Source organism: Mycobacterium sp. (assembly GCF_052143115.1).
Classification (GTDB): domain Bacteria; phylum Actinomycetota; class Actinomycetes; order Mycobacteriales; family Mycobacteriaceae; genus Mycobacterium.
Genome location: NZ_JBKQTQ010000066.1, coordinates 20,280 through 45,970, shown reverse-complemented (window position 1 = coordinate 45,970; position 25,691 = coordinate 20,280). Strand labels below are relative to the sequence as shown.

The following is a 25,691-nucleotide window of genomic DNA, read 5'->3' as shown; positions in this document are numbered from 1 at the left end:
GCCATACTGGGCCACGCTGCCCACTATTATGGGCTACGCAACCCAAATCTGTCTATGTGGCTCAGTCCGTGGGCTTGCGTCGAGAAGACCGGGCCGGTGACCGGCGGCGCTTCGGCGCCGGTGCAAACGAACGCACGTATTCGACAGCGGAATTCAGCGCTGCGCGCAGCGGTTCCGGGTCGTCCATCGCATAAGTGAGCATGGCGCCGCCCTGATGCGCGGCGACCAGCGAGACCGCGAGATGTCGCGGGTCGGCGTCGGGACGCAGATCGCCGCGACGGCGCATCTCGGCGATTCCGTCACGAAACAGCTCGAGCCAGCGGTCGTACCCGGCGGCGAGATCGTCGTGGACTTCGGAGTCGGCTTCGGTCAACTCTCCGGCAAGCGAACCGTAGATGCAGCCACCTTGTCGGTAGACCGCGTCGACGTCGGCGAAATTGGCGTCCGCCCACGCTTGCAGCGCCTGGAGGCTGTCGAAGCCGCCGAACTTCGGCTGGGTGTGAAACTCCTGGACGTCGGTACAGCGCTCGGCGATCACCTGACGGGTCAGGTCGCGTTTGTCATGGAAATAGTGCGAGATCTGCGACCCGCTGACGTCCGCCGTGTTGCGCACCTCGTCGATGCTGGTGCCGGCAACGCCACGCTGGAACATGAGCTTTGCGGCGACGTCGACGATGCGCGCCCGAGTCGCGCGTCCTTTGCGGGTAAACCGCGATGCGGCGTCGTCGGGCACGTGGCCGCCCCCTTTCGGCTCTGTCAGGCAGGTTGGGCGGCTTTGCGCGGACCGCGGGGACGCCGCGGTCGACGGGGGACCCGTTCGGCGGGGTCGGCGGCGAACATGCGCAAGTAGTTGACCGCAAAACGCACGGCGTCGGCGTGCGGCCACTCCGCGCGATAGGTGAAGCTCAACGTGGCGCCGCCCTGGTGGGCGCTGACGATGACCAAAGCCAACTCTCGCGGGTCGGCGTGTGCGCCCAGAACGCGGTGATCTTTCATGCGTCGGATCGCCTGCTCCAGGAGTTCGATCCACTGCGAGTAGCCCGCCGCCAGCGTCTCGCGTGTTGCGGTGTCGGACTTTCCGAGTTGTCCGGCCAACGCGTGATAGGTGGGTGTGCCGGAGTAGCCGATTCGTCTCAGGTAACGCGTGTTCAGATCGATCCAGCGCTCGAAGTCGTCGAACGTGTCGAGCGCCCGAAGCTTGGGCTGGCGGTGAAAATCGAGCACCACGTTGATCTGGCGCGCGACAACCGCACGGATCAGCGCCCGCTTGTCGGTGAAATAGTGGGCGAGTTGGGAGCCGCTTACCGACGCCGCCTTGCGCAGAGCGTCCATGTTCAACGCCGAGAGGCCGTCACTGAGGATCAGCTCGGCGGCGACCTGCACGATCCGGTCGCGGGTAGCGCGACCCTTGGCGGTCAAGCGCCGGTCGTCGTGCAGATCGGCATGGACCATAGCGTCAGGTTAACGCGCATACACCGCCGATTATGGGACGTTCAACCCATATGATTGCGCCGTGTGTCCTCAGGTGGCGGGGAGCACTTTGGCGAGGAAGAAGCGGATCAGCCCGCTCACCTCGTCCAGCGCCGACTCAAGCAGAAAGTGCCCGCCCTCGAGCAGATGGATTTCGGCATCGGGCAAGTCCTCGGCGAAAGCTTGCGCACCGGCTGGACCAAATATTTCGTCGCCGCGGCCCCACGCCGCCAACAGTGGCACTTTGCTGGCGCGGAAGTAGTCCTGCACGCGTGGGTAGAGCGGCGAGTTGCTCGCGTAATCACGCAACAGTTTGAGTTGCACTTCGTCATTTCCCGGCCGGGATATCAGCGCGTAGTCGTGATACCAGGATTCCGGATTGACCAGCGTCTCGTCCGGCACCCCGGTGACGTATTGCCAGCGGGTGGCGTCCAAGGTGAGGAATTGCCTTACCGCGCCTTCGGTCTCGGCCGTCTGCTCAGTCTGATAGGCAGTGACGACCTTCCAGAAGCTTTCTACAAAGCCCGCGTCGTAAGCGTTACCGTTCTGGCTGATGATCGCCGTAATCGCGGCGGGGTCATGCAGCGCCAGCCGCCACCCGATCGGAGCTCCGTAATCCTGCACGTACATCGCGTACCGGTCGACATTAAGTGCGCGTAGCAGGCCTTGCGTCAACGCGGTGAGCGCATCGAACGTGTACTCGAACTGCTGCACCGATGGTGCGTCAGAAAGGCCGAATCCCAAATGATCCGGCGCGATCACGTGGTAGCGGTCAGCGAGTGCGGGAACCAAGTCGCGGAACATATACGAGCTCGTCGGAAAGCCGTGCAGGAGCACCAGCGCGGGCGCGTGCGGATCGCCGGCTTCCCGGAAGAACAGCTGATGACCGTCGACGGTGAGGTAGCGGTGATGAACAGTCGGCATGGGTGATTCCTCCCATTTTGGGTTATACATCCCATTATGCTCCTGACGCAACTGCGGCACAAGACGTTGACTGCTCGGCACGGTATGCATATTCTGGGTCAAATAACCCATTTCTAGGTGGGAGCGGTGGCAAACCGAGATTTCCGCCGCGTCGCCGACCCGGCAAGCAGGCCAAAGGAGTAGCTGTCGATGGGTAGCGCGTTGCGGGATCAGACAGTGCTGGTGGGTAGGCCGCGGCAGTGGAATTGCGCGTGCGGTGACGCTGCTGGCGCGATCAGAGGGTGCGCGAGTCGTTGTCGCCGGACGAGACAAAACCAAACTGGCTGATGCCTATGCCGACACCGCCGATCCCGGGATCAGCGCCGAGGTCGTGGACATTACCGACGACGCATCGATCGCCGCGCTCGCCGACCGACTGGGCCCCGTCGACCATGTGGTGTCGACCGCGTCGGCACGTGCGCGCGGGAATTTAGCAGACCTGCAGCGCGAGAATCTGCGGATGTCGTTCGACACCAAGGTTATCGGTCCCACCATGCTCGCTAAATACCTTGCGGGACATATCAACCCCGGCGGCTCGTTCGTCTTGTTCTCCGGTGTGCACGCCTTCAAGCTCAACGTCGGCTATCTCGGCGTCGGCATCACGAACGGCGCCGTGGATTTCCTCACCCGATGGCTCGCGGTCGAGCTCGCCCCGATACGGGTCAACGCCATCTCGCCGGGGGTCATCGACACCGGCGCCTGGGATTCGCTTGGCGCAGAAGGAAAGCGTGACTATTTCGAACACATCAGTTCCCGCAATCCGGCGCGGCGTATCGGAACGCCGGACGACATTGCCGGCGCCGTGCTGTTCGCGATGACCAACACTTTCCTGACCGGCGTGACCTTGAAGGTGGACGGCGGTGAACCGCTGACCTAGGTCCCTTCCCACGGCATCCAAATTCGCGGTGTGAGGACTTACCACTCCACGCCGGTGGAGACGCAGAACTCATTCTGCTCGGGGTCCGACATCCTGACCCATCGAGTTCCCCCGAAGCTCTGCACACCTTGGTCGATGCGACGAGCGCCGAGTGCCTGCAGCCGGTGGACCTCGGTCTCGATGTCGTCGACCACAATGTCGACGTGCATGCGGTTCTTGCCCGCTTTGGGTTCGGGCACTCCTTGAAGGAGAAGCGGTGAAGCGATCCCCTCCTTGGGAACGAGCACAGCCAGGTTCGCGCCCATGTAGTACTCGCGATAGTCGAGCGCGTCGCGCCAGAACTTAGCGAGCGTCTGTGGCTCTGCACAGTCGAGCACGAGTTCCACCGTTGCCTTGTATCCCATCGCGTGACTCCCAGACCGGATTCCACTCGATCAGCTACGGGCTCAGCGCGACCGACGCCTCCGCGGTGTAGCACAGGAACGTCAGGGTCTCCTGCAGGTACAACTGCACGGTGTCGGCGTCATGGCTGAGGTATCCGATCGACACGTCGGTGCCTAGCTGCAGGTCGAAGTCGCCGCCGCGGGTGGTCAGCACGAACGCACCGTCGATGGCCGGCGCCCAGATGATGTCGCCGTCAATCAGCCGACGGATATGCTCGCGGATCGGATAGCCGTGTTCGGTGGTCTCGCTGACTTTGGTGTAGGCGTCGGCGGACAGCAGCACCGAATACGGCCCGTCGACACCGGCCAGTCGCAGCCCGGACAACGCTTGCGAGATGACGTCGGGAAAGCCGCGAACGTCCTTGGGCAGTTTGAGCGCTGGGTTGGAGCTACAGCTACGGATGCCGTCGATCGACGCGGCGTCGTAGCCTTCGAAGATGGCCCGGTCTTCGACGAACGCCAGCTTCTTGGCGGCAGCCTTGACCGGATCCCAGTCGGAGTCCTGCGACCCGCGTTCGACGTCGTCGATCTCCCTGCGCGACAGGGTAAATGGAACCCGAAGCCGCACAAGTGGTTTGCTGGCACGCAGGTGCGCGACGACGCCGTCGGTGGGTGCCTTCACGTCGAGCAGACGGCCGGTGCTGATCGCCGCCGTGACCGGCCCTCCCGGCTCGCTGACGTCGACGACCCGGCGTCCGGCGATGTGCCGCTTGAACGTCCGTGTTGCTTCCAATTCGATTTCGGTCCAAGCCTCTTCGGTGATCGGCGCAAGATCGCGATAGAGGTTGTTCATTGCCGGGTTCCTTTCAAACTGCCGATCGCCAACGAGCCATCTGTGCCATCTGTGGGCACGGTAACCACCGCCGGCGCCGTGACCGATGAACTCGGCAGCGGCGGTGGATCGTCGAGGAAGTCGATGGTCGGGGAGAAGAACAATCCGCCGGTGACCGCGACCGAGAAGTCCAGGATGCGATCGGTGTTGCCCGGGGGATCGCCAAGGAACATGTTGCGCAGCATCCGTTCGGTGACCTCGGGCGCGCGCGAATACCCGATGAAATACGTACCGAATTCGCCTTTTCCGAGTTCGCCGAACGGCATGTTGTGCCGCACGATCTTCAGCTCGGTGCCGTCGTCGTCGGCAATGACGTTGAGTGCGATGTGGGCGTTGGCCGGCTTCTCGTCGTCGTCGAACTCGATGTCGTCCAGCTTGGTCCGGCCGATCACCCGCTCCTGCTCGGTGACCGACAGTGACTCCCACGCCGCCATATCGTGCAGGTACTTCTGCACGTGCACATAGCATGAGCCGCCGAAATCCGGATCCTCGTCGCCCACGGCGGTGGCGGAGACCGCCAGCGCACAGCCGGGGTTTTCGGTCCCGTCGACGAAGCCCAGCAGATCGCGGTTGTCGAAGAACCGGAAGCCGTGCACTTCGTCGACAACGGTCACCGCGCCGGCCATCGACTTGAGAACGCGATTGGCCAGCTCGAAACAGACATCCATGGTCTCGGCCCGGATGTGGAACAACAGATCGCCGGGTGTGGCCGGGGCGGCGTGCCGCGGGCCTTCCAACTCGATGAACGGATGCAGCTCGGCAGGCCGCGGGCCGGTGAACAACCGGTCCCAGGCCTCGGAGCCGATCGAGGCGATCACCGACAAGTGTTTGGTGGGATCGCGGAATCCGATTGCCCGCACCAGTCCGGAAATGTCTGACAGCGCATTGTGCGCCGTCTCCTCGCCGCCCTCGTCGATGCTGACCACCAGGAAGATCGCGGCCGGTGTCAGGGGTGCGAGAACCGGTTGCGGCTGCACTGGGGGCACGGGTTCGACCCTAACGTGCCCACGGGCTTCAGATAATCCCGTGGTGAAAAGATGGGGACATGGCGGCCACGGCGCGAGGCTTGTGTGACTTCATCGACGCGTCCCCGTCGCCGTTCCACGTCTGCGCCACGGTGGCGGCCAGGCTGCGCGCCGCCGGCTACACCGAGCTGGCCGAGACAGACGGGTGGCCCTCGACGGGCAAATTCTTCACCGTACGCGCCGGGTCGCTGGTGGCCTGGGACAGCGGGAGCGACACCGGCGGACGGCCGTTTCGGGTCATCGGCGGTCATACCGACAGCCCTAATCTTCGGGTCAAGCAACACCCCGACCGTGCGGTCGCGGGTTGGCAGGTGGTGGCGCTGGAGCCGTACGGCGGTGCCTGGCTGAACTCCTGGCTGGACCGTGATCTGGGCGTCAGCGGGCGACTGTCGGTGCGGGACGGCGCCGGCATCGCGCACCGGCTGGTGCGGATCGACGCTGCGATCCTGCGCGTGCCGCAGTTGGCGATCCACCTGGCGGAGGACCGCAAGTCGCTCACGCTGGATCCGCAGCGCCACGTCAACGCGGTGTGGGGAGCCGACGATCGAACCCGGTCGTTCATCGGCTACGTCGCCGAACAGGCTGGCATCGATCCCGACGACGTCCTGGGCGCCGATCTGATGACCCACGATTTGACCCCGTCGACGCTGTCCGGCCTCGGCGACCAGTTCGTCAGCGCGCCGCGGCTGGACAACCAGGCGTCCTGCTACGCGGGCCTGGAGGCGTTTCTGGACGCCCTAGCCGGCGAATACCTGCCGGTGCTGGCGCTGTTTGACCACGAGGAGGTCGGGTCCACCTCTGATCACGGCGCTGACTCCGAGCTGCTGCTGACCACGCTGGAGCGCATCGTGCTCGCTGGTGGTGGCGGGCGGGAAGACTTTCTGCGGCGGCTTGCCGGATCGATGGTGGCCTCGGCGGACATGGCGCACGCCACCCATCCCAACTACCCGGAGCGGCATGAGCCCGGGCACCTCATCGCGATCAACGGTGGTCCGGTGCTCAAGGTGCACCCGAATCTGCGGTACGCCACCGACGGCCGCACCGCCGCCGCGTTCGCGCTGGCCTGCCAGCAGGCCGGGGTGCCGCTGCAACGTTACGAACACCGCGCCGACCTGCCCTGCGGTTCGACGATCGGTCCGATGACGTCGGCCCGGACCGGTATCCCGACCGTCGACGTCGGCGCCCCCCAGCTGGCCATGCACTCGGCACGGGAACTCATGGGCGCGGGCGACGTCGCGGCTTACGCGGCGGCTCTGCGGGCATTCTTGTCGCCCGGCTGACCTGTTGGGTCAGCGCCGCGTGACCAAGACCGGCTCGTAGCGGATCACGTTCTCCACCACCATGCCGTTGCGGGTGCGGACCCGGTCGAGCCCCCGGATCTCGAAGGGCCCGTCCGGGCCGGTCCCGCGGCCGACGTAGTGCAGGAAGACCAGCTGCTCGCCCTCCGCGGCACCTGGAACCGTCGCACTGTCGACGAGCTCCAGCCGCAGGTCCGGAGCGGCGGCCAGCAGCTCGGCGATCTTTCGGGTGTACGCCTGGACTCCCTGCACCGGCTCGGGATCGCCTGGCCAGTAGCCGACGATGTCGTCGGCCAGGATGTTCATCCCGCGGGACAGATCGGGCGCCGCCCAGAACGCCGCCCACAGCTGCGCGCTGAACATCGGGGCAGCTGAGTCCTGAGTCGTTGCAGGAGAAGCAGATTGGATACCGGTCATGTTCCCTCCACGGGTCGGGCGCTTCGGTGCAGCGCGTCGCCGCAAGCCTGTCTCGGCGCGCCCGGGCCCCGCAATTACCTCGGAGGTCATCACCGTGAGTACGGTCCGTTGTCGGAGTGCGGGCCTAGGGTCGGCGGTATGACACTCACGACGGAGATGGTGACGTTCGACTGCAGTGACCCCGCGAAGCTGGCCGGCTGGTGGGCCGAGCATTTCGACGGCAAGACCCAGGAGCTGATCCCCGGCGAATTCGTCGCGGTCATTCGGCCCGAAGGACCGCGGCTCGGCTTTCAAAAGGTGGCCGATCCCACGCCGGGTAAAAACCGGGTTCACCTGGATTTCGGCGCAGCAGATGTGGATGGCGAAGTGTCGCGACTTGCCGCCGCGGGCGCCACCGAGGTCGAACGGCACAGCATCGGCGACAGCTTTCGCTGGGTGGTGCTGACCGACCCCGACGGCAACGCGTTCTGCATAGCCGGTGGTCAGTAGCCCGTCTGGCCCCGGCTGCTCGTGTCGTCGGTGGTCGCGGGGCCGCCAATCTAGACTGTCCCCGTGACGTCCGGGCTCACTCAAGCGGTCGATACCGTCGAGCAGGCCGCGGCTACCCCTGATCAGCCGCAGCCGTTCCGCGAACTGGGCCTCAAAGACGACGAATATCAGCGGATCCGCGACATCCTGGGCCGCCGCCCGACCGACGCCGAGCTGGCCATGTACTCGGTCATGTGGAGCGAGCACTGTTCCTACAAGTCGTCCAAGGTCCACCTGCGGTACTTCGGTGAGACCACCACCGACGAGATGCGGGCCGGGATGTTGGCCGGCATCGGGGAGAACGCCGGCGTCGTCGACATCGGCGACGGCTGGGCGGTCACCTTCAAGGTGGAGTCGCACAACCACCCGTCCTTCGTCGAGCCCTACCAGGGCGCGGCCACCGGGGTCGGCGGCATCGTCCGCGACATCATGGCGATGGGCGCGCGACCGGTGGCGGTGATGGACCAGCTACGTTTCGGCGCCGCGGACGCCCCGGATACCCGCCGCGTGCTCGACGGCGTCGTGCGGGGCATCGGCGGCTACGGCAACTCATTGGGCTTGCCCAACATCGGCGGCGAGACCGTGTTCGACGCCTGCTACGCCGGCAATCCATTGGTCAACGCGCTGTGCGTGGGTGTGCTCCGGCAGGAGGACCTCCACCTGGCGTTCGCATCCGGCGCAGGCAACAAGATCATCCTGTTCGGTGCGCGCACCGGGCTTGACGGCATCGGCGGTGTGTCGGTGCTGGCGTCGGAGACGTTCGGCGGCGACGAGTCCGGGTCGGGTCGAAAAAAACTGCCGTCGGTTCAAGTCGGTGACCCGTTCATGGAGAAGGTGCTCATCGAGTGCTGCCTGGAGTTGTACGCGGCCGGTCTGGTGATCGGGATCCAGGATCTCGGTGGAGCTGGAATAGCCTGTGCGACTTCGGAGTTAGCCTCTGCCGGGGACGGCGGTATGGTGATCGAGCTGGACACCGTTCCGCTGCGCACCAAGAACATGGTCCCGGCCGAAGTGCTCTGCAGCGAGTCACAGGAACGGATGTGCGCGGTCGTCGCCCCGGAGAATGTGGACGCTTTCCTTGAGGTGTGCCGCAAGTGGGAAGTGTTGGCCACCACGATCGGTGAGGTCACCGATGGTGACCGGTTGCGCATCACCTGGCACGGCGAGACGGTCGTCGACGTGCCGCCACGCACGGTGGCCCACGAAGGCCCGGTGTATCAGCGCCCGGTCGCTCGCCCGGAGTCGCAGGATGCGTTGAACGCCGATCGGGCGAGCAGCCTGCCCCGACCAGTCACCGGTGATGAGCTGCGCGCGACTTTGCTTGCGCTGCTTGGCAGTCCACATCTGTGCAGCCGTGCCTTCATCACTGAGCAGTACGACCGCTACGTGCGCGGGAACACCGTGCTGGCTGAACACGCCGACGGCGGCGTGCTGCGCGTCGACGAGTCCACGGGCCGCGGAATCGCGCTGTCCACCGATGCGTCGGGACGCTACACGCTGCTCGACCCCTACACCGGCGCCCAACTCGCGCTGGCCGAGGCCTTCCGCAACGTCGCCGTCACCGGTGCCACCCCGGTCGCGGTGACCAACTGCCTGAACTTCGGCTCGCCGGAAGACCCCGGGGTGATGTGGCAATTCGCCCAGGCGGTGCGTGGTTTGGCGGACGGCTGTGCGGCACTGGGTATTCCGGTGACCGGCGGCAACGTCAGCTTCTACAACCAAACCGGGTCGACGGCGATCCTGCCCACCCCGGTGGTGGGCGTACTCGGCGTGATCGATGATGTCGCCCGGCGTATCCCGACGGCGATGGGTACCGAGCCGGGCGAGACGCTGATGCTGCTCGGCGACACCCGTGACGAATTCGACGGATCGGTATGGGCACAGGTCACCGCCGACCATCTGGGCGGACTGCCGCCCGCGGTGGACCTGGCTCGCGAGCGACTGTTGGCCGATGTGTTGACCGCGGCCTCCCGCGACGGGCTGGTGTCTGCGGCCCACGATCTGTCCGAAGGCGGCTTGGCGCAGGCCGTGTTGGAATCGGCGCTTGCCGGCGAAACAGGTTGTCGCATTGTGCTTCCCGAGGATGCTGACCCCTTTGTCATGTTGTTCTCCGAGTCCGCGGGCCGGGTGCTGGTAGCCGTGTCGCGGACCGAGGAGAGCCGCTTCCGGTCGATGTGCGAGGCGCGGGGCCTGCCGGTCACGCGCATCGGTGTCGTCGACCAAGGTTCGGACGCGGTGGAGGTGCAGGGTCTGTTCACCGTTTCCCTGGCAGAGTTGCGCAGCACGTCCGAGGGAGTGCTGGCCGCACTGCTTCGTTGAGAGCCGAGTCCGATGAGTGCGCAGTCCGATGTTCAGTCGGTCACCCGGTCGGCCGAACCGCGCAGACGCCATCCGCTGGTGGTGTGGGCGTGGAGCCTGCTGAGGCTGAAGTTCGTCGGGGTGGCGTTCGGCGCGTTGTTCTTCTGCCTGTCCCTGACGCCGTCGCTGCTGCCGCGGGACTGGTTGTTCCAGGGGCTGATCGGCGGCATCAATGGGGCTTTCGGCTACGGCCTGGGCGTAGTGATCGGCAGGACCACCTACCGGGTGATGCTCCGGAATGCGCGCTGGTGGCCGCTCGCGGCACCAGTCCTGTTCTGGATGAAAGCGGCGGTCGTTGCGATCGCGCCGACGGCCTGCGTGCTGATGCTCATCCCGGCCGCCTCCTGGCAACGGCAGGTGTCGACGCTGATGGGCATCGAGGGCCCGACCACCCTGGGCTACCTGCGCACGCTGATCGTCGCGGTCGCTGTCGGCGCGCTGCTGGTGTCCGCGTTCCGGGTGCTCATCGATGCCGTCAAGCTGCTGGCTCGGCAGCTGATCAGGCGATGGCACTTGCACGACGAGGTGGCGCTGTTCATCGGCACGTCTATCGTTGTGGCGCTGCTGATCATGTTGATCAACGGTGTCCTGGTCCGCGGATTCTTCGCGGGGGCCAACGCCCTCTTCCAGCCGCGCGATGCCGCGACCCCCGTTGGTCTGGCGCAACCGCTGCTTTCTGAAAAGTCCGGCAGCCCAGCATCGTTGGCGCCGTGGGAGTCGCTGGGATACCAGGGTCGCGACTTCGTCGCCACCGGTCCGCATGCAGCCGAACTGGCCCGGCTCAACGGCAGGCCCGCCAAGGAGCCCATCCGCGTGTACGCCGGGCTGCATACCGCCCCCGACGACCAAGGCCGGTTGGCCGTGCTCCTCGGAGAACTCGCGCGCACCGGCGCATTTAGCCGCAAAGTACTGGTCATCGCGCCGACCACCGGCACCGGCTGGATCGACCCGGTGGCGGCAAGCTCGCTGGAGATGATGTACAACGGCGACACCGCGATCATCGGTCTGCAGTACTCCTACCTGCCGAGCTGGATCTCGTTTCTGGCCGACCGGCAGAAGTCCATGGATTCCGGCCGAATGCTGATCGACACGGTTCACCACCGCTGGCAACAACTGCCGCCGGACCACCGCCCGAAATTGGTGCTCTACGGCGAGAGCCTGGGTTCGATGGCCGGCCAGGCCGCCTTCGGGTGGCTGCCCGACATCCGCCGGATGGGCTTCGACGCGGTGCTGTGGGTGGGGCCGCCGCAAGCAAGTCCGCTGTGGCATGCGCTGATCGTGCGGCGCGACCCCGGCGCCATGGAGGTGGAGCCGCGTTACGACAACGGGCGAACCGTGCGGTTCTCCGAGGCCAACATCCCCGCGGACATCACCGGGGTGGCGGGGCCGCCGTGGGTGGGCACTCGCGTGCTGTTTCTCCAGCACCCATCGGACCCGGTCGTCTGGTGGACACCCGATCTGCTGTTCGGCAAGCCCGAGTGGCTCATCGAACCCCGCGGCCAGGACCGCACCGCGTTGATGCGCTGGTATCCGGTCGTCACGTTTTGGCAAGTCAGTGCCGACCTGACCAACGCCGAGGGCGTGCCCGGCGGGCACGGCCACAACTACAGCAACGACATCCTGGACGGCTGGGTAGCGGTGGCTCCCCCGGACGGCTGGACAGCAGCCGACACCGAGCGCGTCCGTGCCGCACTGAGCACGTTCAAATGATGCAGCACAATGACTTTCGCCGCGTACAGCCGCTTGGGCTGGCCGCCGCGCTGGTCGGCTGGAGCTTTGTCGCTCCCCGGCTACCCGCCCGGGGCCGGTTGCTGCTGCAGGCCGGTGCTGCCGGAGTGCTGGTTCGAGTGACGAGGGCGCCGCTGTGCCTGCGACCGCCACGGCTGTGGGCTGGTTTGCGGCTGGGGTTGGCCGCCGGATCGGCGGCGGCGACCGCGGTCTTGGCAGCGACATCCGTTCCGGCCGTGCGACTTTCGATGGCCGAACGGGAACTGCCCGCTTCGGCGTCGACCTGGCTGACGTTGCAGATACCGCTGGGTACGGTGTGGGCCGAGGAGGCGGCATTTCGTGCGGCGCTGGCCGCCGTCGCCGGTCGCGTTTACGGCGTCGCCGGTGGTCGGCTGCTGCAGGCCGTTGCGTTCGGTCTCTCCCATATCGGCGATGCGCGCGCCACCGGTGAGCCCGTGCTGCCCACCGTGTTGGCCACCGGCGGCGCGGGCTGGATATTCGGTTGGCTGGCCGAACATTCCGGCAGCCTCACCGCGCCGATGCTGGCGCACTTGGCGATCAACGAGTCGGCCGCGGCGGCGGCGCTGATCATCCAGCGGCGGTCTGGAGCTAGTCGGCCCTAGTCGGCACGTCGCGGCCGTCGGCTACCAACTTGTCGGGCTCGGTCAGGGTGTCCTCAATGCCGAAACTTATGATGCGTCGCGGGGTAATCCGAATGATCGCGGTGTCGATCGTGTCGTTGTTGGGCTGCGTGCGCCTCTCGCCGGACTCGGCCAGTTCGGCGGTCCCCCTGATCTCCAGGCACCGCACGCGCCACGGGTCGCGGGACACGATGTCGTCGATCACCAGTGCGACGGTGTTATTGGATGCCACGTTGCGGAACTTGCGACTTTTCGACATCCGGTAGCCGTAAATGTCCACGGTGCCCAGATCTTCGTTGTAGGTGAAGCCGACCGGATTGTTCTGCAATGTGCCGTCGGGTTGGATGGTGGCCAACCGGGCGAGGTCGGCCGCCTCCATGAATTCAATTTCGTGCGGTTTGAGCGACATAGACCCACGCTAAAGTCTCAACTTCGGTTGAGGTCAAGGCCGCCGATGTCATTAACGGGAATGCTTCTGAGACCCTGAGGTATGGCCGCCCGTCACAGCGCTGATCCGGCAAAGACCCGCGACGCGGTCCGGGCTGTTGAAGACTGGTTACGCGACGACACCCGTCCGATCCCGAGTCGTGCGGATCTGGCGGCCGCGGTTCGGCTCACTGCACGAACTCTGGCCGGGCAAGCGCCGGGTGCCAGCGTCGAGGTCAGAATTCCGCCGTTTGTGGCGGTGCAGTGCATTTCCGGGCCGAGGCATACCCGAGGCACGCCGCCCAATGTGGTCGAGACCGATCCGCGAACGTGGCTGCTACTGGCCACCGGACTGCTAAGGGTAGTGGACGCCGGCGCCACCGGGGCGCTGCGTCTGTCCGGTTCGCGGGCCGCCGAGATCCAGTCGTGGCTACCGTTGGTGCAGTTGAGCTAGGCCAGCGGCGCAAGCCCGGAACGCACCAGATCGACACTGGCAGAGACAATTTCACCGAGGTCGCCGGTGCAGCCGTCGTCACCCCACTTCTGGACCGCCACTACAAGAGCGGCCGCCAGTGTGGCTCCTGCGACCGCGGAGACGAGGTCGAGGTTGGGAGATCCCGCATAGCGGGTCTTGATGAAGTCGGCGAGCACCTCGGCGAACGACGACTGCACCACCCGTAAATGCGCAGCGATGCGTTCAGCAGATATCAACGTCGAACGGGCGACCGCGGCTTGGCGGACCACCTCGACGTCGTGCGGGAAGCTCTCGACGCTGGCCAACACGGCATCGAACAGCGACTCCGAGGAAGGACGCTGCGCCAACGCTTCGGCCAGCCATTCCAGATGGGTGTCGTAATCCTGAAACAACACTGCTTCCTTGGTGGGAAAGTGCCGAAAGAAGGTGCGCTCGGTGACGCCGGCCTCGGCGGCCAGCTGGGTGACCGTCACGTTGGCAAAGCCCTTCCGGGCGAACTGCGCCAGCGCTACCCGACGCAACGCCTCGTGCGTCGATCGCCGGCGCAGCTCATGAAGGTTGGTCGCGTCCGCCATCGCGCCCGATGCTATCCCGAATCGCTACAACATGTCAGTACTGACATCTTCACAATATGTCAGTACTGACATATTGTGCTGTATTGCGTGGCCTGGCCTGGGGAAGGGATCCGAGCGATGACTGACTATGACGCGATCGTTGTCGGAGCCGGGCACAACGGCCTGACGGCCGCCGCCATCCTGGCTGGTGCGGGCCTGCGCACGGTATGTCTGGAGGCCAACACCTACAGCGGTGGAATGGCCGCGACGGTAGAGCTGATCGACGGATTCCGCTACGAGATCGCAGGATCGGTGCAGTTTCCCACCGCCCACCAGATCACCCAGGAGCTTGGCCTGGACGCCCTTCCGACCGTTGACGCGGAGGTGATGTCGGTCAATATCGGCGAGTCGGGTGAGGAGCCGATGGTCTTCTATCGCGATCCGATGCAGCTGATGATGCATCTCGGCGAGAAACACGGCGCCGATGCGATCACGGGCATGGCCGAGTTGATCGCGTGGAGCCAAGGCCCGGCAAAAGCGCTGGGTCGATTCGAGGTGCGCACGCCGCCCAAGACGCTCGATGAGATGTATGCCTGCGCGGCCAATGAAGCCGAACGCCGGGCCATCCATCAGATGCTGTTCGGCTCGGCGATGGATGCCATCGACACCTATCTACCGGATAAAGACAAGCACGCAATCCTGCGCGGGATGCTGGCGTTTCTGGCGGTTAACTCCACGTATCGCGGGCCGTACACGCCCGGCAGCGCGACCTGTCTGGCATTTGCGCTCGCGGTGCCCGACGAAAGCACCGCCATGATGACCAAGCTCGCCGGCGGGATCGGTGCCCTCACCGAACATTTGCATACCGTCTTCACCTCGCACGGCGGCGAGATCCGTTTCCGGGCCAAAGCCGAGAAAATCCTCGTGGAAAACGACCGTGTCACCGGCGTGCAGCTTCGCGACGGGTCCACGATCAGCGCACCCGTGGTGGTGTCCAACCTCGCGCCTGACCTCACTCTCACCGACCTGGTCGGTGCCGAACACCTGCCCGCGGAGTTGATCGCCCGGCTGAGCGGTCGCGACCATCGCGCGGCATTTGTCCAAATACATTTCGCGCTCGACGGCCTACCGCAGTTCGCGCCGCCCTATGAGCTGCTCAACGAGCCCGGCATGCAGCAGTCCATCGGGATCTTCGGCTCACCCGAGGAACAGCAACGTCAATGGGAGATGTGTACCCACGGCTTGTTACCGGACAATCCATCGTTGGGTATGCAGATTCCGTCATGCCTTGACCCAGGCCTGGCGCCGCCGGGCAAGCATGCCGCAAGTGCATTTGCCTATGCTTTCCCCGTCGAAGCCGACCGTGATCAACACGGGCGTTTGAAAAATGAAATGGCACAGCGGGTTATCGACAAGATCACCCGATATGCGCCCAACTTCCGCGACATTGTCATCCGGCATATCACCTTCGCGCCGTATCACATGCAAACCATGTTCGGGGCCCCGTCGGGTGATTTCTGCCACGGGCTGCTGCATCCCGATTTGATGGGGCCAAACCGGCCCGGGCCGAAAGGATTCGTCGACTTGCCGATTCCGATCAGTGGGCTCTACCTGGCAAGCGCCGGCTGTCACGGTGGGCCCGGCATCACGTTCACGCCCGGCTACAACGCCGCTTATCAAGTGCTCGACGACGTTGCCGCCAAACCCGGTCGCGATTAGACGTAAGTGACGGCTGGGATTGGTGTGGCAAAATAAGCTGAGAGCTGAACCGAAAATGCCTGCCGCAGGCCAGATAAGCAGTTCAACACGCTGGTCGGATTCGGTCGCTTGGCCGCGGTCACCGTAGACTGCATTACGTCACCAATCGCCTCCCAGGGAGCCGCCACATCGTGACCGCCCAGCAGCCATTGCCCGAGGAAAACCCGCCCGGCGAAGAATGCGGTGTATTCGGCGTATGGGCCCCCGGCGAACAGGTCGCCAAACTCACCTATTTCGGGCTGTACGCGCTGCAGCACCGCGGGCAGGAGGCCGCCGGTATCGCCGTGGCCGACGGGTCCCAGGTGCTGGTATTCAAGGACCTCGGCCTGGTCAGCCAGGTCTTCGAAGAGCAGACGCTGGCGGCCATGGAGGGCCACGTCGCGATCGGGCACTGCCGATACTCCACCACCGGCCAAACCACATGGGAGAACGCACAACCGGTGTTCCGCAACACCGCTGCCGGCACCGGGGTGGCGTTGGGGCACAACGGCAATCTGGTGAACAGCGCCGAGCTGGTCGCTCGTGCCCGCGAGGCCGGATTGATGAACACCCGGGTTCCCTGCGCGGCCACCACCGACTCCGACATGCTGGGCGCGCTGCTGGCCCACGGTGCCGCCGACTCCACCCTGGAACAGTCGGCGATGGAACTGCTGCCGACAGTGCGTGGCGCGTTCTGCTTGACGTTCATGGACGAGAACACCCTGTATGCCGCGCGCGACCCCTACGGCGTGCGGCCGCTGTCGCTGGGACGGCTGGACCGCGGCTGGGTGGTGGCCTCCGAAACCGCTGCTCTGGACATCGTCGGCGCCTCGTTCGTCCGCGACATCGAGCCGGGCGAGCTCTTGGCCATCGACGCCGATGGCGTCCGGTCCACCCGTTTCGCCAATCCCGAACCCAAGGGCTGCATTTTCGAGTACGTCTACCTGGCACGACCGGACAGCACGATCGCGGGCCGGTCGGTGCACGGCGCCCGGCTCGAGATCGGTCGTCGGCTGGCCCGCGAATGTCCGATCGATGCCGACCTGGTGATCGGCGTTCCGGAATCCGGCACACCTGCCGCAGTCGGCTATGCCCAGGAGGCCGGCATCCCCTACGGGCAAGGCCTGATGAAGAACGCCTACGTCGGGCGGACCTTCATTCAACCGTCGCAGACCATCCGCCAGCTTGGAATCCGGCTGAAGCTAAATCCGCTCAAGGAGGTCATCCGCGGCAAGCGGCTCATCGTCGTCGACGACTCGATCGTGCGGGGCAATACCCAGCGCGCTCTGGTCAGAATGCTGCGCGAGGCCGGAGCCGTGGAGGTGCATGTGCGGATCGCCTCGCCGCCGGTGAAATGGCCGTGCTTCTACGGCATCGACTTTCCCTCGCCGGCTGAGTTGATCGCGAACGCCGTCGAAGACGAAGACGAGATGCTCGAAGCGGTACGGCATGCCATCAACGCCGACACGTTGGGATACATCTCGCTACGGGGTCTGATCGCCGCGACCGAGCAACCCACCTCGCGGCTCTGCGCGGCCTGCTTCGACGGCAAGTATCCGATCGAGCTGCCCAGCGAGACCGCACTGGGCAAAAACGTCATCGAGCACATGCTTGCCAGCACCGCGCGGGGTGTCGTGCAGGCTGACGCCCAAACCAGTCTGGCGGCGCGCGAAATATCCCCGGAAGCGGAGCAGGCCTCCGTGCTGCGCCACCCCTAGCTCAGCGGACAGGTGGCCGATACCCGTGTTCGGCGCTGACCGGTAGCCTTTATCGACGATGGCCGACCTTACAAAAAAGTCCGGAAAAGACCCGGCCGCCCCGGGCGCTACCTATGCATCGGCCGGAGTCGATATCGAAGCCGGGGACCGCGCTGTCGAATTGTTCAAGCCGCTGGCGTCCAAAGCCACCAGGCCCGAGGTCCGCAGCAAGCTTGGTGGATTCGCCGGATTGTTTGCGCTGCGTAGTGATTACCGCGAACCGTTGTTGGCGGCATCCAGCGACGGGGTGGGTACCAAGCTGGCGGTCGCGCAAGCGATGGACAAGCACGACACCGTCGGCCTGGACTTGGTGGCGATGGTGGTCGACGACCTCGTGGTCTGCGGCGCCGAGCCGATGTTCCTGCTGGACTACATCGCCTTGGGCCGTATCGTGCCGGAACGGCTCAACGCGATCGTCGGCGGTATCGCCGAAGGGTGCATCCGCGCGGGTTGCGCGCTGCTCGGCGGCGAAACCGCCGAGCATCCCGGTCTGATCGAACCGGACCACTACGACATTTCCGCTACCGGCGTCGGCGTGGTCGAAGCCGACGACGTTCTTGGGCCGGACCGGGTCAAGCCGGGGGACGTCATCATCGCGATGGGGTCGTCCGGTCTGCACTCCAACGGATACTCGCTGGCCCGAAAGGTTCTGCTGGAGATCGACCGGATGAACCTGGCCGGTTACGTCGAAGAATTCGGCCGCACGCTTGGCGAAGAGTTGCTCGAGCCGACTCTCATCTACGCCAAGGACTGTCTCGCGCTGGCCGCCGAAACCCAAGTCCGGACGTTCTGTCATGTGACCGGCGGCGGGTTGGCGGGCAATCTGGAACGCGTCATCCCTCACGGGCTGGTAGCCGAGGTCGACCGCGGCACATGGACGCCGGCGCCGGTCTTCGCGATGATTGCCCAGCGTGGCCGGGTCTCTCGCGCCGAGATGGAAAAAACCTTCAACATGGGCGTCGGGATGATCGCCGTGGTGGCGCCGGAAGACACCGACCGGGCGCTGGCGATACTGACCGCCCGGCATTTGGACTGCTGGGTGCTCGGCGCAATCAACAAGGGCGGGAAAGAAAGCCCACGAGCGAAGCTCGTCAGGCAACACCCAAGGTTCTAAAACCAACTTCAACCGATAACAACGCGGGCCAGAAATGGCCGCAGGTGGGGCCGGAAAACCCGGCTTTCAGCGGCGCCACTCGCTTTCGTCGCTCCAGGGGTCTTCGCCGTCTGACTGGTCGGCGTCGTCATCGCCCGACCCGGACAGCTCGCGCTGAAGCCGCTCGAAATCGGTCTGCGGTGAGCTGTACTTAAGTTCTCGAGCAACCTTGGTCTGCTTCGCCTTAGCCCGGCCGCGGCCCATGGGGGAACCCCCTCGCGCAATAACGGAGCGGCCCAAGAAGCAGGCGGCTCCGATCTTTTGTCTTTATTGTCCTGCCGACAGCTTACCGTGCCCGATGGTTGCGCGCTGTTGCACCCCGCACCTTGTGCAGCACCCCGTGCAGACGTTCATCGCGCCGTTCCCCTCAATCGCTCGACCGCCACCCGCCCGGCGCCGGGCCCATCGAGTGGCGGCAGCGAGTCGGCGTCGATCGCTGCGGGCACCTCCGCGTCGCCGCCGGTAATGAGGGCGGTATCGGCCGGTACCCCGCGCTTGAGCAGCGCGAGCGCCACCGGGCCGAGGTCGACGTGTTCGACCACGGTTCCAAGCCTGCCCACCGCGCGGCCGCTGGCCAGCACCGCATCGCCGGTAGCCGGCCGGTCCGCCGACCCGTCCAGGTGCAACAACACCAGCATGCGGGGCGGTTTGCCTAGGTTGTGCACCCGCGCGACGGTCTCCTGACCGCGATAGCAGCCTTTGTCGAGGTGGACGGCGCCCAGCCCCGGACCGCCGATCCAACCCACTTCGTGCGGGATCGTCCGTTCGTCGGTGTCGACGCCGAGCCGTGGGCGCACGGCCGCCACCCGGTGGGCTTCGTAGGCCCACGCTCCGGCCGGGCGCAACCCCGCCTGCGTCAAACGACGCTGTAGGTCGGCGGACTCGCGCCAGTCGACCAGCACGTCCAGCTCGACTTGGCCAGCTGGCGCCCCGATCATCCGACGTACGAAGCCAATCCCGGGCATCGGCACCGCGGTCATCTCGGCGGGCAATGCATCCAGTCCGAGCGTCTTCAGCACGGCTGGTTCGGCCAGCTGCGGCCCCAACAGCGACAGCACCGCGAGGTCGGCCGAGACGGGGGTCACATCCGACCAGAACACCATCTTGCGCAGGTAGTCCAACAGCGGCTCGCCGCGCCAAGGCTCGGTGTCGAGATAGGTGATGGCGCCGAGCTCGGTTTGGACCCAGTGATCTTCCACCCGGCCCTGCCCGTCCAGGCTGAGGTTTTGCGTGCTCGCGCCGTCGGGAAGCTCGCTGACGTGCTGCGTCGAGATGCTGTGCAGCCAGGTCTGCCGGTCGGCGCCGGTCAGTGTGAGCACCCGACGGTGCGAGCGATCGACCAGCACGGCGTCGGTTTCGGCTGCACGTTGCTCGCCCAGCGGGTCGCCGTAATGCCAGATCGCGCCGGCGTCGGGCCCGGTATCGGGGGCGGGAACAGCGGACACACACCAACTCTACGGGTCTACGGCGTTAGGCTTCTGGTCCATGACAGGCCAGCCGGGCGTGGTCGTCACGCTCGACGGTGAGATACATCCGCCGGGGACGCCACTGCTGTTCGCCGACGACCTCGCCGCGGTACATGGTGACGGCGTATTCGAGACATTGCTGGTCCGCGCCGGCGGCGCGTGCCTGGCGGAGGCACATCTGGGCCGGCTGAGCCACTCCGCCAAACTGTTGGACCTGCCGGAGCCGGACCTGGCGGGTTGGCGACACGCGATCGACCTGGCGGCGCGGCGGTGGGCGGCGGGCACCGACGACGAGGGTGCGATGCGTTTGGTCTACAGCCGCGGCCGGGAACGCGGTTCGGCGCCCACCGCCTACGTGACCGTCAATCCGATCGCCGACCGGATCACCGCGGCCCGTCGCGACGGGGTTGCCGCGGTGACGTTGCCCCGTGAGCTGCCCGCGACCGGTGTCGAGGCGATGCCGTGGCTGCTGGCCGGCGCCAAGACGCTGTCCTACGCCATCAACATGGCCGCTCTGCGCCATGCCGCCCGGCAGGGCGCCGGCGACGTCATCTTCGTCAGCTCGGACGGCTACGTTCTGGAGGGCCCCCGTTCGACGGTGGTGATCGCCGTCGGTGGCGCAGGGGCCGGCGGCAACGTGTGCCTGCTGACGCCGCCGCCCTGGTATCCGATCCTGCGCGGCACCACGCAGCAGGCGCTGTTCGGCGTCGCCCGGGCCAAGGGCTACGACTGCGACTATCGCGCTCTGCGTGTCGCTGATCTTTTTGCAGCGCAAGGGATTTGGTTGGTATCGAGTATGACGCTGGCGGCGCGCGTCCATACGCTCGACGGCCAGGCATTGCCGAGCGCCCCGTTGGCGACGGAATTCGCCGAACTTGTCGACGCCGCCATTGTCTGCGATCGCTGAAATCGGTTGTCGGCGCAGCCCTGAGCGAGTACGGTCGGCCGTACACAGGGAAGGAGGTGGTCCGCGAAATTGATAGCTGAATGGACTTGTGAGGTGGCTGCACGCTAGCTGCACCGGGCGAGGAATCACCTGCGCGCGCTGGCGAATTCCCCGCAGCCACCCGGCCCCCGAGCCTCCGGTCTGTCCAACCAGGAACTACGGCTCGGGGGCTGCCCATTTCTCAGCGTCCCGGCCTCCAACTGGTGAGAGCCAGTCTCGAACCCCAAACACTCTCTGCGGCAACGGGTATCAGACCGCGATGTGCGAGCGTTAGGGTGTCACCTTAGCGGCCATCTGGTCGGCGACCTGGCCGGCTTCATTGGTGATGCTGGTCCGGCACGCCACGACGTCGATGACCACACGGGACACTGCGCTCAATACCCGCTGGCACACCCGGCCGTTAGGGACTGCCTGCGTGCGCAGCTGCATAATCCTCGGCGGGGCGCCGTTGAGTTCGGAGAACGTCCACGGGGTCGTCTGATGACCTTCGGCCACCGTCACGGTTTGGCCGGCGCACGCCTTCCAGTTGCCCGCGGATGTCCGGACGAACGCGTGGGCGCTTTCGGCGGACGGAAACTCCACCGCGCCTGCAAAAACCCGTTTGGGAGGATCGGCTGAGCGAAGCCCCAGGCTGCGGACCGCGGTGTAGCCGCTGCCCTGATATACCGCAGCCTGGATCGGTTCGAAAGCGCCGAGACATGCCGCGTCCGACGGCTTTCCCGGTGAGATGACCATGTGATTGGTCTTGGTTGCGGGTTGCAGGTTTGTCGCACCCATGATGGTGTTCAGGTCTGCGGGGCTGAGCAGAATCGCGCCCAGGTCTACCTGGGGTGGCCCAGCCGGTGCCGATGACGGCTTGTGGCCGGCCTGCTGGGTGAAGAACACCACCGCCGCCACGATTGCCATGACAACCACCAGCGCTGTACCGCCCGCGATGAGCAGCCGATTGCGCGACGCTGGTGCGGTGTCCGCGCCGCCTGCACCCGACGCGACACTTGGCCGTGCCGACACCCGGGTCGGGGGGCTGGTGGACGGCTGCGGTTGCGCAGTGGCGGCCGGCGCCGACGGCGGCGCAGACGGAGTAGTCCGGGCGACCGGGTGCTCGTGCTGCGGTCGCGACGGCGCGGGCGGGGCCGCGGACTTGGCGTCGACCGACGCCAGCAGGTTGTCGATTTCGGTTCGCGTGCGGTAGGTGACATCGCTTCGGTCACGCAGCATGCGCAACAGCCGGGAGATGTCGTTGCGAGCGGTGGGGTCGTCGCCGTCCTCTTCGAGTCCGGATTTGAGTTCGGTCAGCAAGTGAGTTTGTTGGCGGGGGTCCAGATCCTGTTCGGCCAGGGTGCTGCTGAGCCGCATCAGGTAGGCGAACGGCACCGGCGGCTCGTCGGGCAGCGGCGAGGGCAACGGCCGCGGCTGCCCGGCTAACGCGTGCACCGCGGTGACCAGTTGAATACCGGTGTCAACGCTCGGGTTCTGGTAATCGATAACCTGCAGCGAGGCAAGGGGATTGGCCCGCATGCTGTCGACGGGTCCGATCCGAACGGGAAGGATCGGTCGCTGCAGGGCTTGCGCATAGCGCAATTCGGCCTGACAGGGCTTGGACTCCAGCAAGTGATTGGACAGCGCGACGATGAAAACCTCGCACGAGCGGATCTGCTCGAGGATTTCCTTCCACCAGGCTTCACCGCCGGCGAGCTCATCATCGAACCAAACCTGTTGGCGTGCTCGCCTCAGCGCCGTCGTCAGGGGGTCGATGGCCGACCTGTCTTGACTCGAGTAGCTGACGAATAGCCCCATAGCACTCTCCTCTGGCGCGAGGAACAGGCGAACTGCGATGCGACGATAACGCATCTTCGCCCTGGTCGGGCAGCAATCGGCGCAGCCGCCGGCGCCTATTAGCCGGCGAACCGGGAGAGCCGCGCCGACAGGTGCGGCACCAGCCCGCCGTCGGCGTCCACCCGCTCTTCAACGTAGGCCAGGTCGCCAGCCTCGACGATGCCGTAGAGCCGCTTGGCGCCGCCGACCAACACGCCCGATCGGCTGCGGGCCAGGGCGTCGGTGACCAATTCCCACGACGACTGGTTCAGCGGGCGCCCGTAGAACAGCTCGACGTAACCGGCGGAATGCGCCAACAGCAACTCGATGGCGTGTGACTCGGTGGGGTCGTGGGGGTCGTTCACGAAGCGCCAGTAGCCGGTTTCGCGCAAGTCGGGTCCTTGGTAGTCGCCCGAATCGGTAAGCCGCCAGGACCGGGCTTCCCAATTCAGATAGTCGCCGCCGTCGTGCGAGACCACGATCTGCTGCCCGAACCGGTAGTCGCCGTCAGCCCTGCGACCCTCTCCCTCGCCGCGCCAGATGCCGACCAGGGGAAGCAGAGCCAGCAAGGCGTCGTTGAGGTTGGCGCCTTCACGGAGGTTCGCGGTGTCCGCGGGGATGGGCAGATCGTCGAAGACCGGGATGTTGCGGGCCGCGGTCACCCTGGCGCGTTGGGCGGCGGCGGCCACCGCACGGTCCCCGGAACCGGGCGGACGGGCCGACTCGTCACCGGTGTCAGCAGCGCTCAAGCGCCGCTCCTCCGCATCGCTTCGCTCTGCATCGTCGCCGGCGCGGCTCACGACTCGTCGGTGATCAGCCGATACAACGCATACAGCGCGAACCAGGAGATCGCCACCACCGCCGCGACCAGCATGATCTCGAAGAACAAAACCACGGCCATGAGTCTAGTTCGGCGGCGAAGCGGGTGCTGCGACTGGCCGGGGAGACCGGTCAGGCAATCTTGACGTCGACCTCGTGGATCCCCGCGCCCGACGGGTTCACCACCGCGTCGCCGTTACCTGCCGCTGACAGCGCCCGCAGCGTCCAGGATCCCGGTGCGGCGAAGAACCGGAAGTCGCCGGTGGCTGATGCGACAACCTCGGCGGTGAACTCGTCGGAGGAGTCCAGCAGACGTACGAACGCACCGCCAACGGCCTGGCCGTTACCGTCGACGACCCGACCGGTGATCACCGTCTCCTTCTCCAGGTCGACGCTGGCGGGCAAGGTCTGTCCTTGCTTTGGTGCAGAGCACATATCAGCTTCCCAACTCGATCGGGGCGCCCACCAGGGAGCCGTATTCCGTCCAACTGCCGTCGTAGTTTTTGACGTTTTGGTGCCCGAGCAGCTCGCGCAGCACGAACCAGGTGTGCGACGACCGCTCACCGATCCGGCAGTAGGCGATGGTCTCCTTCGACCCGTCCAAACCGGCGCCGGCGTAGAGCTTGGCCAGGTCGTTGTCGGACTTGAAGGTGCCGTCCTCGTTGGCCGCTTTACTCCACGGCACGTTGATCGCGCCGGGGATGTGGCCGGGCCGCTGGCTTTGTTCCTGCGGCAAGTGCGCCGGCGCCAGGATCTTGCCGGAGAACTCGTCGGGGGAGCGCACGTCGACCAGGTTTTTCACGCTGATCGCGGCGAGCACCTCGTCGCGGAACGCCCGGATGGTGTCGTCGGGCGCCTTGGCCGTGTAGGACGTCGCAGGACGCGTCACCGTGTCCTTCGACAGCGACCGCCCGTCGAGCTCCCACTTCTTGCGGCCACCGTCGAGCAGCTTGACGTCGTCGTGGCCGTACAGCTTGAAGTACCAGTAGGCGTAGGCGGCGAACCAGTTGTTGTTGCCGCCGTAGAGGATCACGGTGTCGTCGTTGGAGATACCGCGGTCACTCAGCAGCTTGGAGAACTGCTGGGCGTCGACGAAGTCACGCCGGACCGGGTCTTGCAGATCGGTACGCCAGTCCAGCTTGACCGCCCCGGCGATGTGGCCGCCGTCGTAGGCGCTGGTGTCCTCATCGACCTCGACGAAGACGACGTGATCGGCATCGAGATTGCTCTGGGCCCAGTCAGCGGAGACCAGGACGTCGGAGCGTGGCATGTTGGGAATCCTTTCGGTCGCTAGGAAGTGCTCGGGGTTGGTTTTAGCCGCACGACGAGCGGGTAGAGCTGGCAGCCCAGGCAGATGCCGAAAGCTGCGTTGAGAAACGCCGCCACCAGTGCTGCGCCGGTGGCGATGACGCCGACCAGGGGCGCGCCGGCGGCGAACCCGGCCGTGCCGACTATCGCGAAGATCAAGCCGACCAGTTGGGCGAACTTCAGCGGAGGCACCGGCTCACGCTCGCGGACCGGTGCCAAGCGTGGTGCCACGACTTTGGCGAACACGAGTCCGTACGGATGACGACGCGGGCCGCCCACGGCGCCGATCGCGAAGATGACGGCTTGCAGGCCCAGAATGACCGCGGCGGCCAGCGGGCTGACCCCCGAGACGAGGAGGGTGATCACCAGCACGACGGTGGTGACCCAGGCCGCGAAACGCGGCCCTCGAACATCGACCTGGTCGGTGGTTTTGGGGCTCGACATCATGCTGCTCCTAAGTGCTCTGTGCACGGGGTATGGGGGACGCACGCCATGGTGTTTGTTCCTGGCTGCTCCGAGCGCGGCGCGAGAAAGCGCGGCTACTCAGCGACTACAACAACAGCAGCAACCCGCGATGCGGCACAGATCCACTGTGCGGCGCTTGGTGAGCAAGAGTTCCAGCCGGGTTGACACGTCGATCAGTTTACCCATCGGC

At 65.9% G+C, this 25,691-nt stretch carries 28 protein-coding genes; 11 read left to right on the top strand and 17 right to left on the bottom strand.

Annotation, left to right across the window (positions count from 1 at the left end):
- Positions 1-61: 61 nt before the first annotated feature.
- The 3 genes from ACLQI9_RS07400 to ACLQI9_RS07390 all read right to left on the bottom strand — a co-directional run bounded on the left by ACLQI9_RS07400 (position 62) and on the right by ACLQI9_RS07390 (position 2,394).
- A complete protein-coding gene (locus ACLQI9_RS07400; protein WP_442384024.1) occupies positions 62-733 on the bottom strand; it encodes a TetR/AcrR family transcriptional regulator in 672 nt (223 codons plus the stop codon).
- A gap of 23 nt (positions 734-756) precedes the next feature.
- Positions 757-1,452 carry a TetR/AcrR family transcriptional regulator gene (locus ACLQI9_RS07395; protein WP_442384026.1) on the bottom strand — a complete coding sequence of 232 codons (696 nt, stop codon included), beginning with the start codon at positions 1,450-1,452 and terminating at the stop codon, positions 757-759.
- A 69-nt stretch (positions 1,453-1,521) separates the two neighbouring features.
- A complete protein-coding gene (locus ACLQI9_RS07390) occupies positions 1,522-2,394 on the bottom strand; it encodes an alpha/beta fold hydrolase (RefSeq protein ID WP_442384028.1) in 873 nt (290 codons plus the stop codon).
- 256 nt (positions 2,395-2,650) lie between these two features.
- Here ACLQI9_RS07390 and ACLQI9_RS07385 point away from each other — a divergent pair, with 256 nt between their 5' ends.
- Positions 2,651-3,310 (top strand): SDR family oxidoreductase, encoded by a 660-nt coding sequence (locus ACLQI9_RS07385; RefSeq protein WP_442384030.1) that lies wholly within the window; start codon positions 2,651-2,653, stop codon positions 3,308-3,310.
- 38 nt (positions 3,311-3,348) lie between these two features.
- On the opposite strand, the gene ACLQI9_RS07380 is transcribed toward ACLQI9_RS07385, so the two are convergent.
- The 3 genes from ACLQI9_RS07380 to ACLQI9_RS07370 are packed head-to-tail and all read right to left on the bottom strand — an operon-like array spanning position 3,349 to position 5,571.
- On the bottom strand, positions 3,349-3,714 hold the full coding sequence (locus ACLQI9_RS07380) for a VOC family protein (protein ID WP_442384033.1): 366 nt from the start codon (positions 3,712-3,714) through the stop codon (positions 3,349-3,351).
- A gap of 34 nt (positions 3,715-3,748) precedes the next feature.
- Positions 3,749-4,546 (bottom strand): family 1 encapsulin nanocompartment shell protein, encoded by a 798-nt coding sequence (locus ACLQI9_RS07375; protein WP_442384035.1) that lies wholly within the window; start codon positions 4,544-4,546, stop codon positions 3,749-3,751.
- Entirely contained in the window at positions 4,543-5,571 is a 1,029-nt protein-coding gene (locus tag ACLQI9_RS07370; RefSeq protein WP_442391409.1) for a Dyp-type peroxidase, read from the bottom strand. The genes ACLQI9_RS07375 and ACLQI9_RS07370 overlap by 4 nt, the downstream gene beginning before the upstream one ends.
- A 59-nt stretch (positions 5,572-5,630) precedes the next feature.
- Here ACLQI9_RS07370 and ACLQI9_RS07365 point away from each other — a divergent pair, with 59 nt between their 5' ends.
- Positions 5,631-6,890, top strand: a complete 1,260-nt coding sequence (locus tag ACLQI9_RS07365; protein WP_442384039.1) for a M18 family aminopeptidase — start codon at positions 5,631-5,633, stop codon at positions 6,888-6,890.
- A 9-nt stretch (positions 6,891-6,899) separates the two neighbouring features.
- On the opposite strand, the gene ACLQI9_RS07360 is transcribed toward ACLQI9_RS07365, so the two are convergent.
- Positions 6,900-7,325, bottom strand: coding sequence for a nuclear transport factor 2 family protein (locus ACLQI9_RS07360; protein ID WP_442391407.1), 426 nt, complete (start codon positions 7,323-7,325; stop codon positions 6,900-6,902).
- Between the two features lie 138 nt (positions 7,326-7,463).
- Between ACLQI9_RS07360 and ACLQI9_RS07355 the strand changes: the two genes are divergently transcribed.
- From ACLQI9_RS07355 to ACLQI9_RS07340, 4 genes are all read left to right on the top strand, one after another.
- Positions 7,464-7,814 (top strand): VOC family protein, encoded by a 351-nt coding sequence (locus tag ACLQI9_RS07355; RefSeq protein ID WP_442384043.1) that lies wholly within the window; start codon positions 7,464-7,466, stop codon positions 7,812-7,814.
- 63 nt (positions 7,815-7,877) lie between these two features.
- Positions 7,878-10,172 carry a phosphoribosylformylglycinamidine synthase subunit PurL gene (gene purL, locus ACLQI9_RS07350; protein ID WP_442384045.1) on the top strand — a complete coding sequence of 765 codons (2,295 nt, stop codon included), beginning with the start codon at positions 7,878-7,880 and terminating at the stop codon, positions 10,170-10,172.
- A 12-nt stretch (positions 10,173-10,184) separates the two neighbouring features.
- Positions 10,185-11,921 carry an alpha/beta hydrolase gene (locus tag ACLQI9_RS07345; protein WP_442384047.1) on the top strand — a complete coding sequence of 579 codons (1,737 nt, stop codon included), beginning with the start codon at positions 10,185-10,187 and terminating at the stop codon, positions 11,919-11,921.
- Positions 11,921-12,562 carry an Rv0804 family intramembrane glutamic endopeptidase gene (locus ACLQI9_RS07340; protein ID WP_442384049.1) on the top strand — a complete coding sequence of 214 codons (642 nt, stop codon included), beginning with the start codon at positions 11,921-11,923 and terminating at the stop codon, positions 12,560-12,562. The genes ACLQI9_RS07345 and ACLQI9_RS07340 overlap by 1 nt, the downstream gene beginning before the upstream one ends.
- On the opposite strand, the gene ACLQI9_RS07335 is transcribed toward ACLQI9_RS07340, so the two are convergent.
- Positions 12,549-12,989, bottom strand: coding sequence for a PPOX class F420-dependent oxidoreductase (locus ACLQI9_RS07335; protein ID WP_442384051.1), 441 nt, complete (start codon positions 12,987-12,989; stop codon positions 12,549-12,551). The genes ACLQI9_RS07340 and ACLQI9_RS07335 overlap by 14 nt on opposite strands.
- 81 nt (positions 12,990-13,070) lie before the next feature.
- On the opposite strand from ACLQI9_RS07335, the gene ACLQI9_RS07330 reads away from it, so the two are divergent.
- The gene (locus tag ACLQI9_RS07330) at positions 13,071-13,460 is read left to right on the top strand and encodes a sterol carrier family protein (RefSeq protein ID WP_442384053.1); all 390 of its coding nucleotides are present in this window, start codon (positions 13,071-13,073) and stop codon (positions 13,458-13,460) included.
- Here ACLQI9_RS07330 and ACLQI9_RS07325 read toward each other — a convergent pair.
- A complete protein-coding gene (locus ACLQI9_RS07325; RefSeq protein ID WP_442384055.1) occupies positions 13,457-14,056 on the bottom strand; it encodes a TetR/AcrR family transcriptional regulator in 600 nt (199 codons plus the stop codon). The two genes, ACLQI9_RS07330 and ACLQI9_RS07325, sit on opposite strands and share 4 nt — an antisense overlap.
- 117 nt (positions 14,057-14,173) lie before the next feature.
- Here ACLQI9_RS07325 and ACLQI9_RS07320 point away from each other — a divergent pair, with 117 nt between their 5' ends.
- From ACLQI9_RS07320 to purM, 3 genes are all read left to right on the top strand, one after another.
- Positions 14,174-15,754, top strand: a complete 1,581-nt coding sequence (locus ACLQI9_RS07320) for a phytoene desaturase family protein (RefSeq protein WP_442391406.1) — start codon at positions 14,174-14,176, stop codon at positions 15,752-15,754.
- 170 nt (positions 15,755-15,924) lie between these two features.
- Positions 15,925-17,490, top strand: a complete 1,566-nt coding sequence (purF, locus tag ACLQI9_RS07315; protein ID WP_442384059.1) for an amidophosphoribosyltransferase — start codon at positions 15,925-15,927, stop codon at positions 17,488-17,490.
- A 58-nt stretch (positions 17,491-17,548) separates the two neighbouring features.
- Positions 17,549-18,643: a phosphoribosylformylglycinamidine cyclo-ligase gene (purM, locus tag ACLQI9_RS07310; protein ID WP_442384061.1), complete on the top strand. Its 1,095-nt coding sequence runs from the start codon at positions 17,549-17,551 to the stop codon at positions 18,641-18,643.
- Between the two features lie 66 nt (positions 18,644-18,709).
- Here purM and ACLQI9_RS07305 read toward each other — a convergent pair whose 3' ends face one another.
- Together ACLQI9_RS07305 and ygfZ are read right to left on the bottom strand one after the other, a co-directional pair.
- Positions 18,710-18,886 (bottom strand): DUF3073 domain-containing protein, encoded by a 177-nt coding sequence (locus ACLQI9_RS07305; protein WP_442384063.1) that lies wholly within the window; start codon positions 18,884-18,886, stop codon positions 18,710-18,712.
- Between the two features lie 146 nt (positions 18,887-19,032).
- Complete coding sequence (ygfZ, locus tag ACLQI9_RS07300; RefSeq protein ID WP_442384065.1) at positions 19,033-20,127, bottom strand: CAF17-like 4Fe-4S cluster assembly/insertion protein YgfZ; 1,095 nt, start codon at positions 20,125-20,127, stop codon at positions 19,033-19,035.
- A 58-nt stretch (positions 20,128-20,185) separates the two neighbouring features.
- Between ygfZ and ACLQI9_RS07295 the strand changes: the two genes are divergently transcribed.
- A complete protein-coding gene (locus tag ACLQI9_RS07295) occupies positions 20,186-21,055 on the top strand; it encodes an aminodeoxychorismate lyase (protein WP_442384071.1) in 870 nt (289 codons plus the stop codon).
- 309 nt (positions 21,056-21,364) lie between these two features.
- On the opposite strand, the gene ACLQI9_RS07290 is transcribed toward ACLQI9_RS07295, so the two are convergent.
- The 6 genes from ACLQI9_RS07290 to ACLQI9_RS07265 form a co-directional block, all read right to left on the bottom strand.
- Positions 21,365-22,891 (bottom strand): sensor domain-containing protein, encoded by a 1,527-nt coding sequence (locus tag ACLQI9_RS07290; protein WP_442384067.1) that lies wholly within the window; start codon positions 22,889-22,891, stop codon positions 21,365-21,367.
- A 98-nt stretch (positions 22,892-22,989) separates the two neighbouring features.
- Positions 22,990-23,658: an FABP family protein gene (locus ACLQI9_RS07285; protein ID WP_442391404.1), complete on the bottom strand. Its 669-nt coding sequence runs from the start codon at positions 23,656-23,658 to the stop codon at positions 22,990-22,992.
- Positions 23,659-23,860: 202 nt separating this feature from the next.
- Entirely contained in the window at positions 23,861-24,163 is a 303-nt protein-coding gene (locus ACLQI9_RS07280; RefSeq protein WP_442382874.1) for a DUF1416 domain-containing protein, read from the bottom strand.
- A gap of 1 nt (position 24,164) precedes the next feature.
- Positions 24,165-24,998: a sulfurtransferase gene (locus ACLQI9_RS07275; RefSeq protein ID WP_442382873.1), complete on the bottom strand. Its 834-nt coding sequence runs from the start codon at positions 24,996-24,998 to the stop codon at positions 24,165-24,167.
- 20 nt (positions 24,999-25,018) lie between these two features.
- Positions 25,019-25,483, bottom strand: coding sequence for a DUF4395 domain-containing protein (locus ACLQI9_RS07270; RefSeq protein WP_442382872.1), 465 nt, complete (start codon positions 25,481-25,483; stop codon positions 25,019-25,021).
- A gap of 96 nt (positions 25,484-25,579) precedes the next feature.
- Positions 25,580-25,687 (bottom strand): Ms5788A family Cys-rich leader peptide, encoded by a 108-nt coding sequence (locus ACLQI9_RS07265; protein ID WP_442382878.1) that lies wholly within the window; start codon positions 25,685-25,687, stop codon positions 25,580-25,582.
- Between the last annotated feature and the right edge of the window lie 4 nt (positions 25,688-25,691).

Excerpts from the sequence above, each read along its gene's own strand:
- ACLQI9_RS07330 (WP_442384053.1), top strand. The coding sequence starts at position 13,071 with ATGGCCGCCCGTCACAGCGCTGATCCGGCAAAGACCCGCGACGCGGTC.
- purM (WP_442384061.1), top strand. The coding sequence starts at position 17,549 with ATGGCCGACCTTACAAAAAAGTCCGGAAAAGACCCGGCCGCCCCGGGC.
- ACLQI9_RS07265 (WP_442382878.1), bottom strand. The coding sequence starts at position 25,687 with ATGGGTAAACTGATCGACGTGTCAACCCGGCTGGAACTCTTGCTCACC.
- ACLQI9_RS07365 (WP_442384039.1), top strand. The coding sequence starts at position 5,631 with ATGGCGGCCACGGCGCGAGGCTTGTGTGACTTCATCGACGCGTCCCCG.
- ACLQI9_RS07290 (WP_442384067.1), bottom strand. The coding sequence starts at position 22,891 with ATGGGGCTATTCGTCAGCTACTCGAGTCAAGACAGGTCGGCCATCGAC.
- ACLQI9_RS07305 (WP_442384063.1), bottom strand. The coding sequence starts at position 18,886 with ATGGGCCGCGGCCGGGCTAAGGCGAAGCAGACCAAGGTTGCTCGAGAA.
- ACLQI9_RS07335 (WP_442384051.1), bottom strand. The coding sequence starts at position 12,989 with ATGTCGCTCAAACCGCACGAAATTGAATTCATGGAGGCGGCCGACCTC.
- ACLQI9_RS07280 (WP_442382874.1), bottom strand. The coding sequence starts at position 24,163 with ATGTGCTCTGCACCAAAGCAAGGACAGACCTTGCCCGCCAGCGTCGAC.
- ACLQI9_RS07395 (WP_442384026.1), bottom strand. The coding sequence starts at position 1,452 with ATGGTCCATGCCGATCTGCACGACGACCGGCGCTTGACCGCCAAGGGT.
- ACLQI9_RS07375 (WP_442384035.1), bottom strand. The coding sequence starts at position 4,546 with ATGAACAACCTCTATCGCGATCTTGCGCCGATCACCGAAGAGGCTTGG.
- ACLQI9_RS07325 (WP_442384055.1), bottom strand. The coding sequence starts at position 14,056 with ATGGCGGACGCGACCAACCTTCATGAGCTGCGCCGGCGATCGACGCAC.
- ACLQI9_RS07380 (WP_442384033.1), bottom strand. The coding sequence starts at position 3,714 with ATGGGATACAAGGCAACGGTGGAACTCGTGCTCGACTGTGCAGAGCCA.
- ACLQI9_RS07275 (WP_442382873.1), bottom strand. The coding sequence starts at position 24,998 with ATGCCACGCTCCGACGTCCTGGTCTCCGCTGACTGGGCCCAGAGCAAT.
- ACLQI9_RS07355 (WP_442384043.1), top strand. The coding sequence starts at position 7,464 with ATGACACTCACGACGGAGATGGTGACGTTCGACTGCAGTGACCCCGCG.
- ACLQI9_RS07340 (WP_442384049.1), top strand. The coding sequence starts at position 11,921 with ATGCAGCACAATGACTTTCGCCGCGTACAGCCGCTTGGGCTGGCCGCC.
- ACLQI9_RS07360 (WP_442391407.1), bottom strand. The coding sequence starts at position 7,325 with ATGACCGGTATCCAATCTGCTTCTCCTGCAACGACTCAGGACTCAGCT.
- ACLQI9_RS07390 (WP_442384028.1), bottom strand. The coding sequence starts at position 2,394 with ATGCCGACTGTTCATCACCGCTACCTCACCGTCGACGGTCATCAGCTG.
- ACLQI9_RS07270 (WP_442382872.1), bottom strand. The coding sequence starts at position 25,483 with ATGATGTCGAGCCCCAAAACCACCGACCAGGTCGATGTTCGAGGGCCG.
- ACLQI9_RS07320 (WP_442391406.1), top strand. The coding sequence starts at position 14,174 with ATGACTGACTATGACGCGATCGTTGTCGGAGCCGGGCACAACGGCCTG.
- ACLQI9_RS07345 (WP_442384047.1), top strand. The coding sequence starts at position 10,185 with ATGAGTGCGCAGTCCGATGTTCAGTCGGTCACCCGGTCGGCCGAACCG.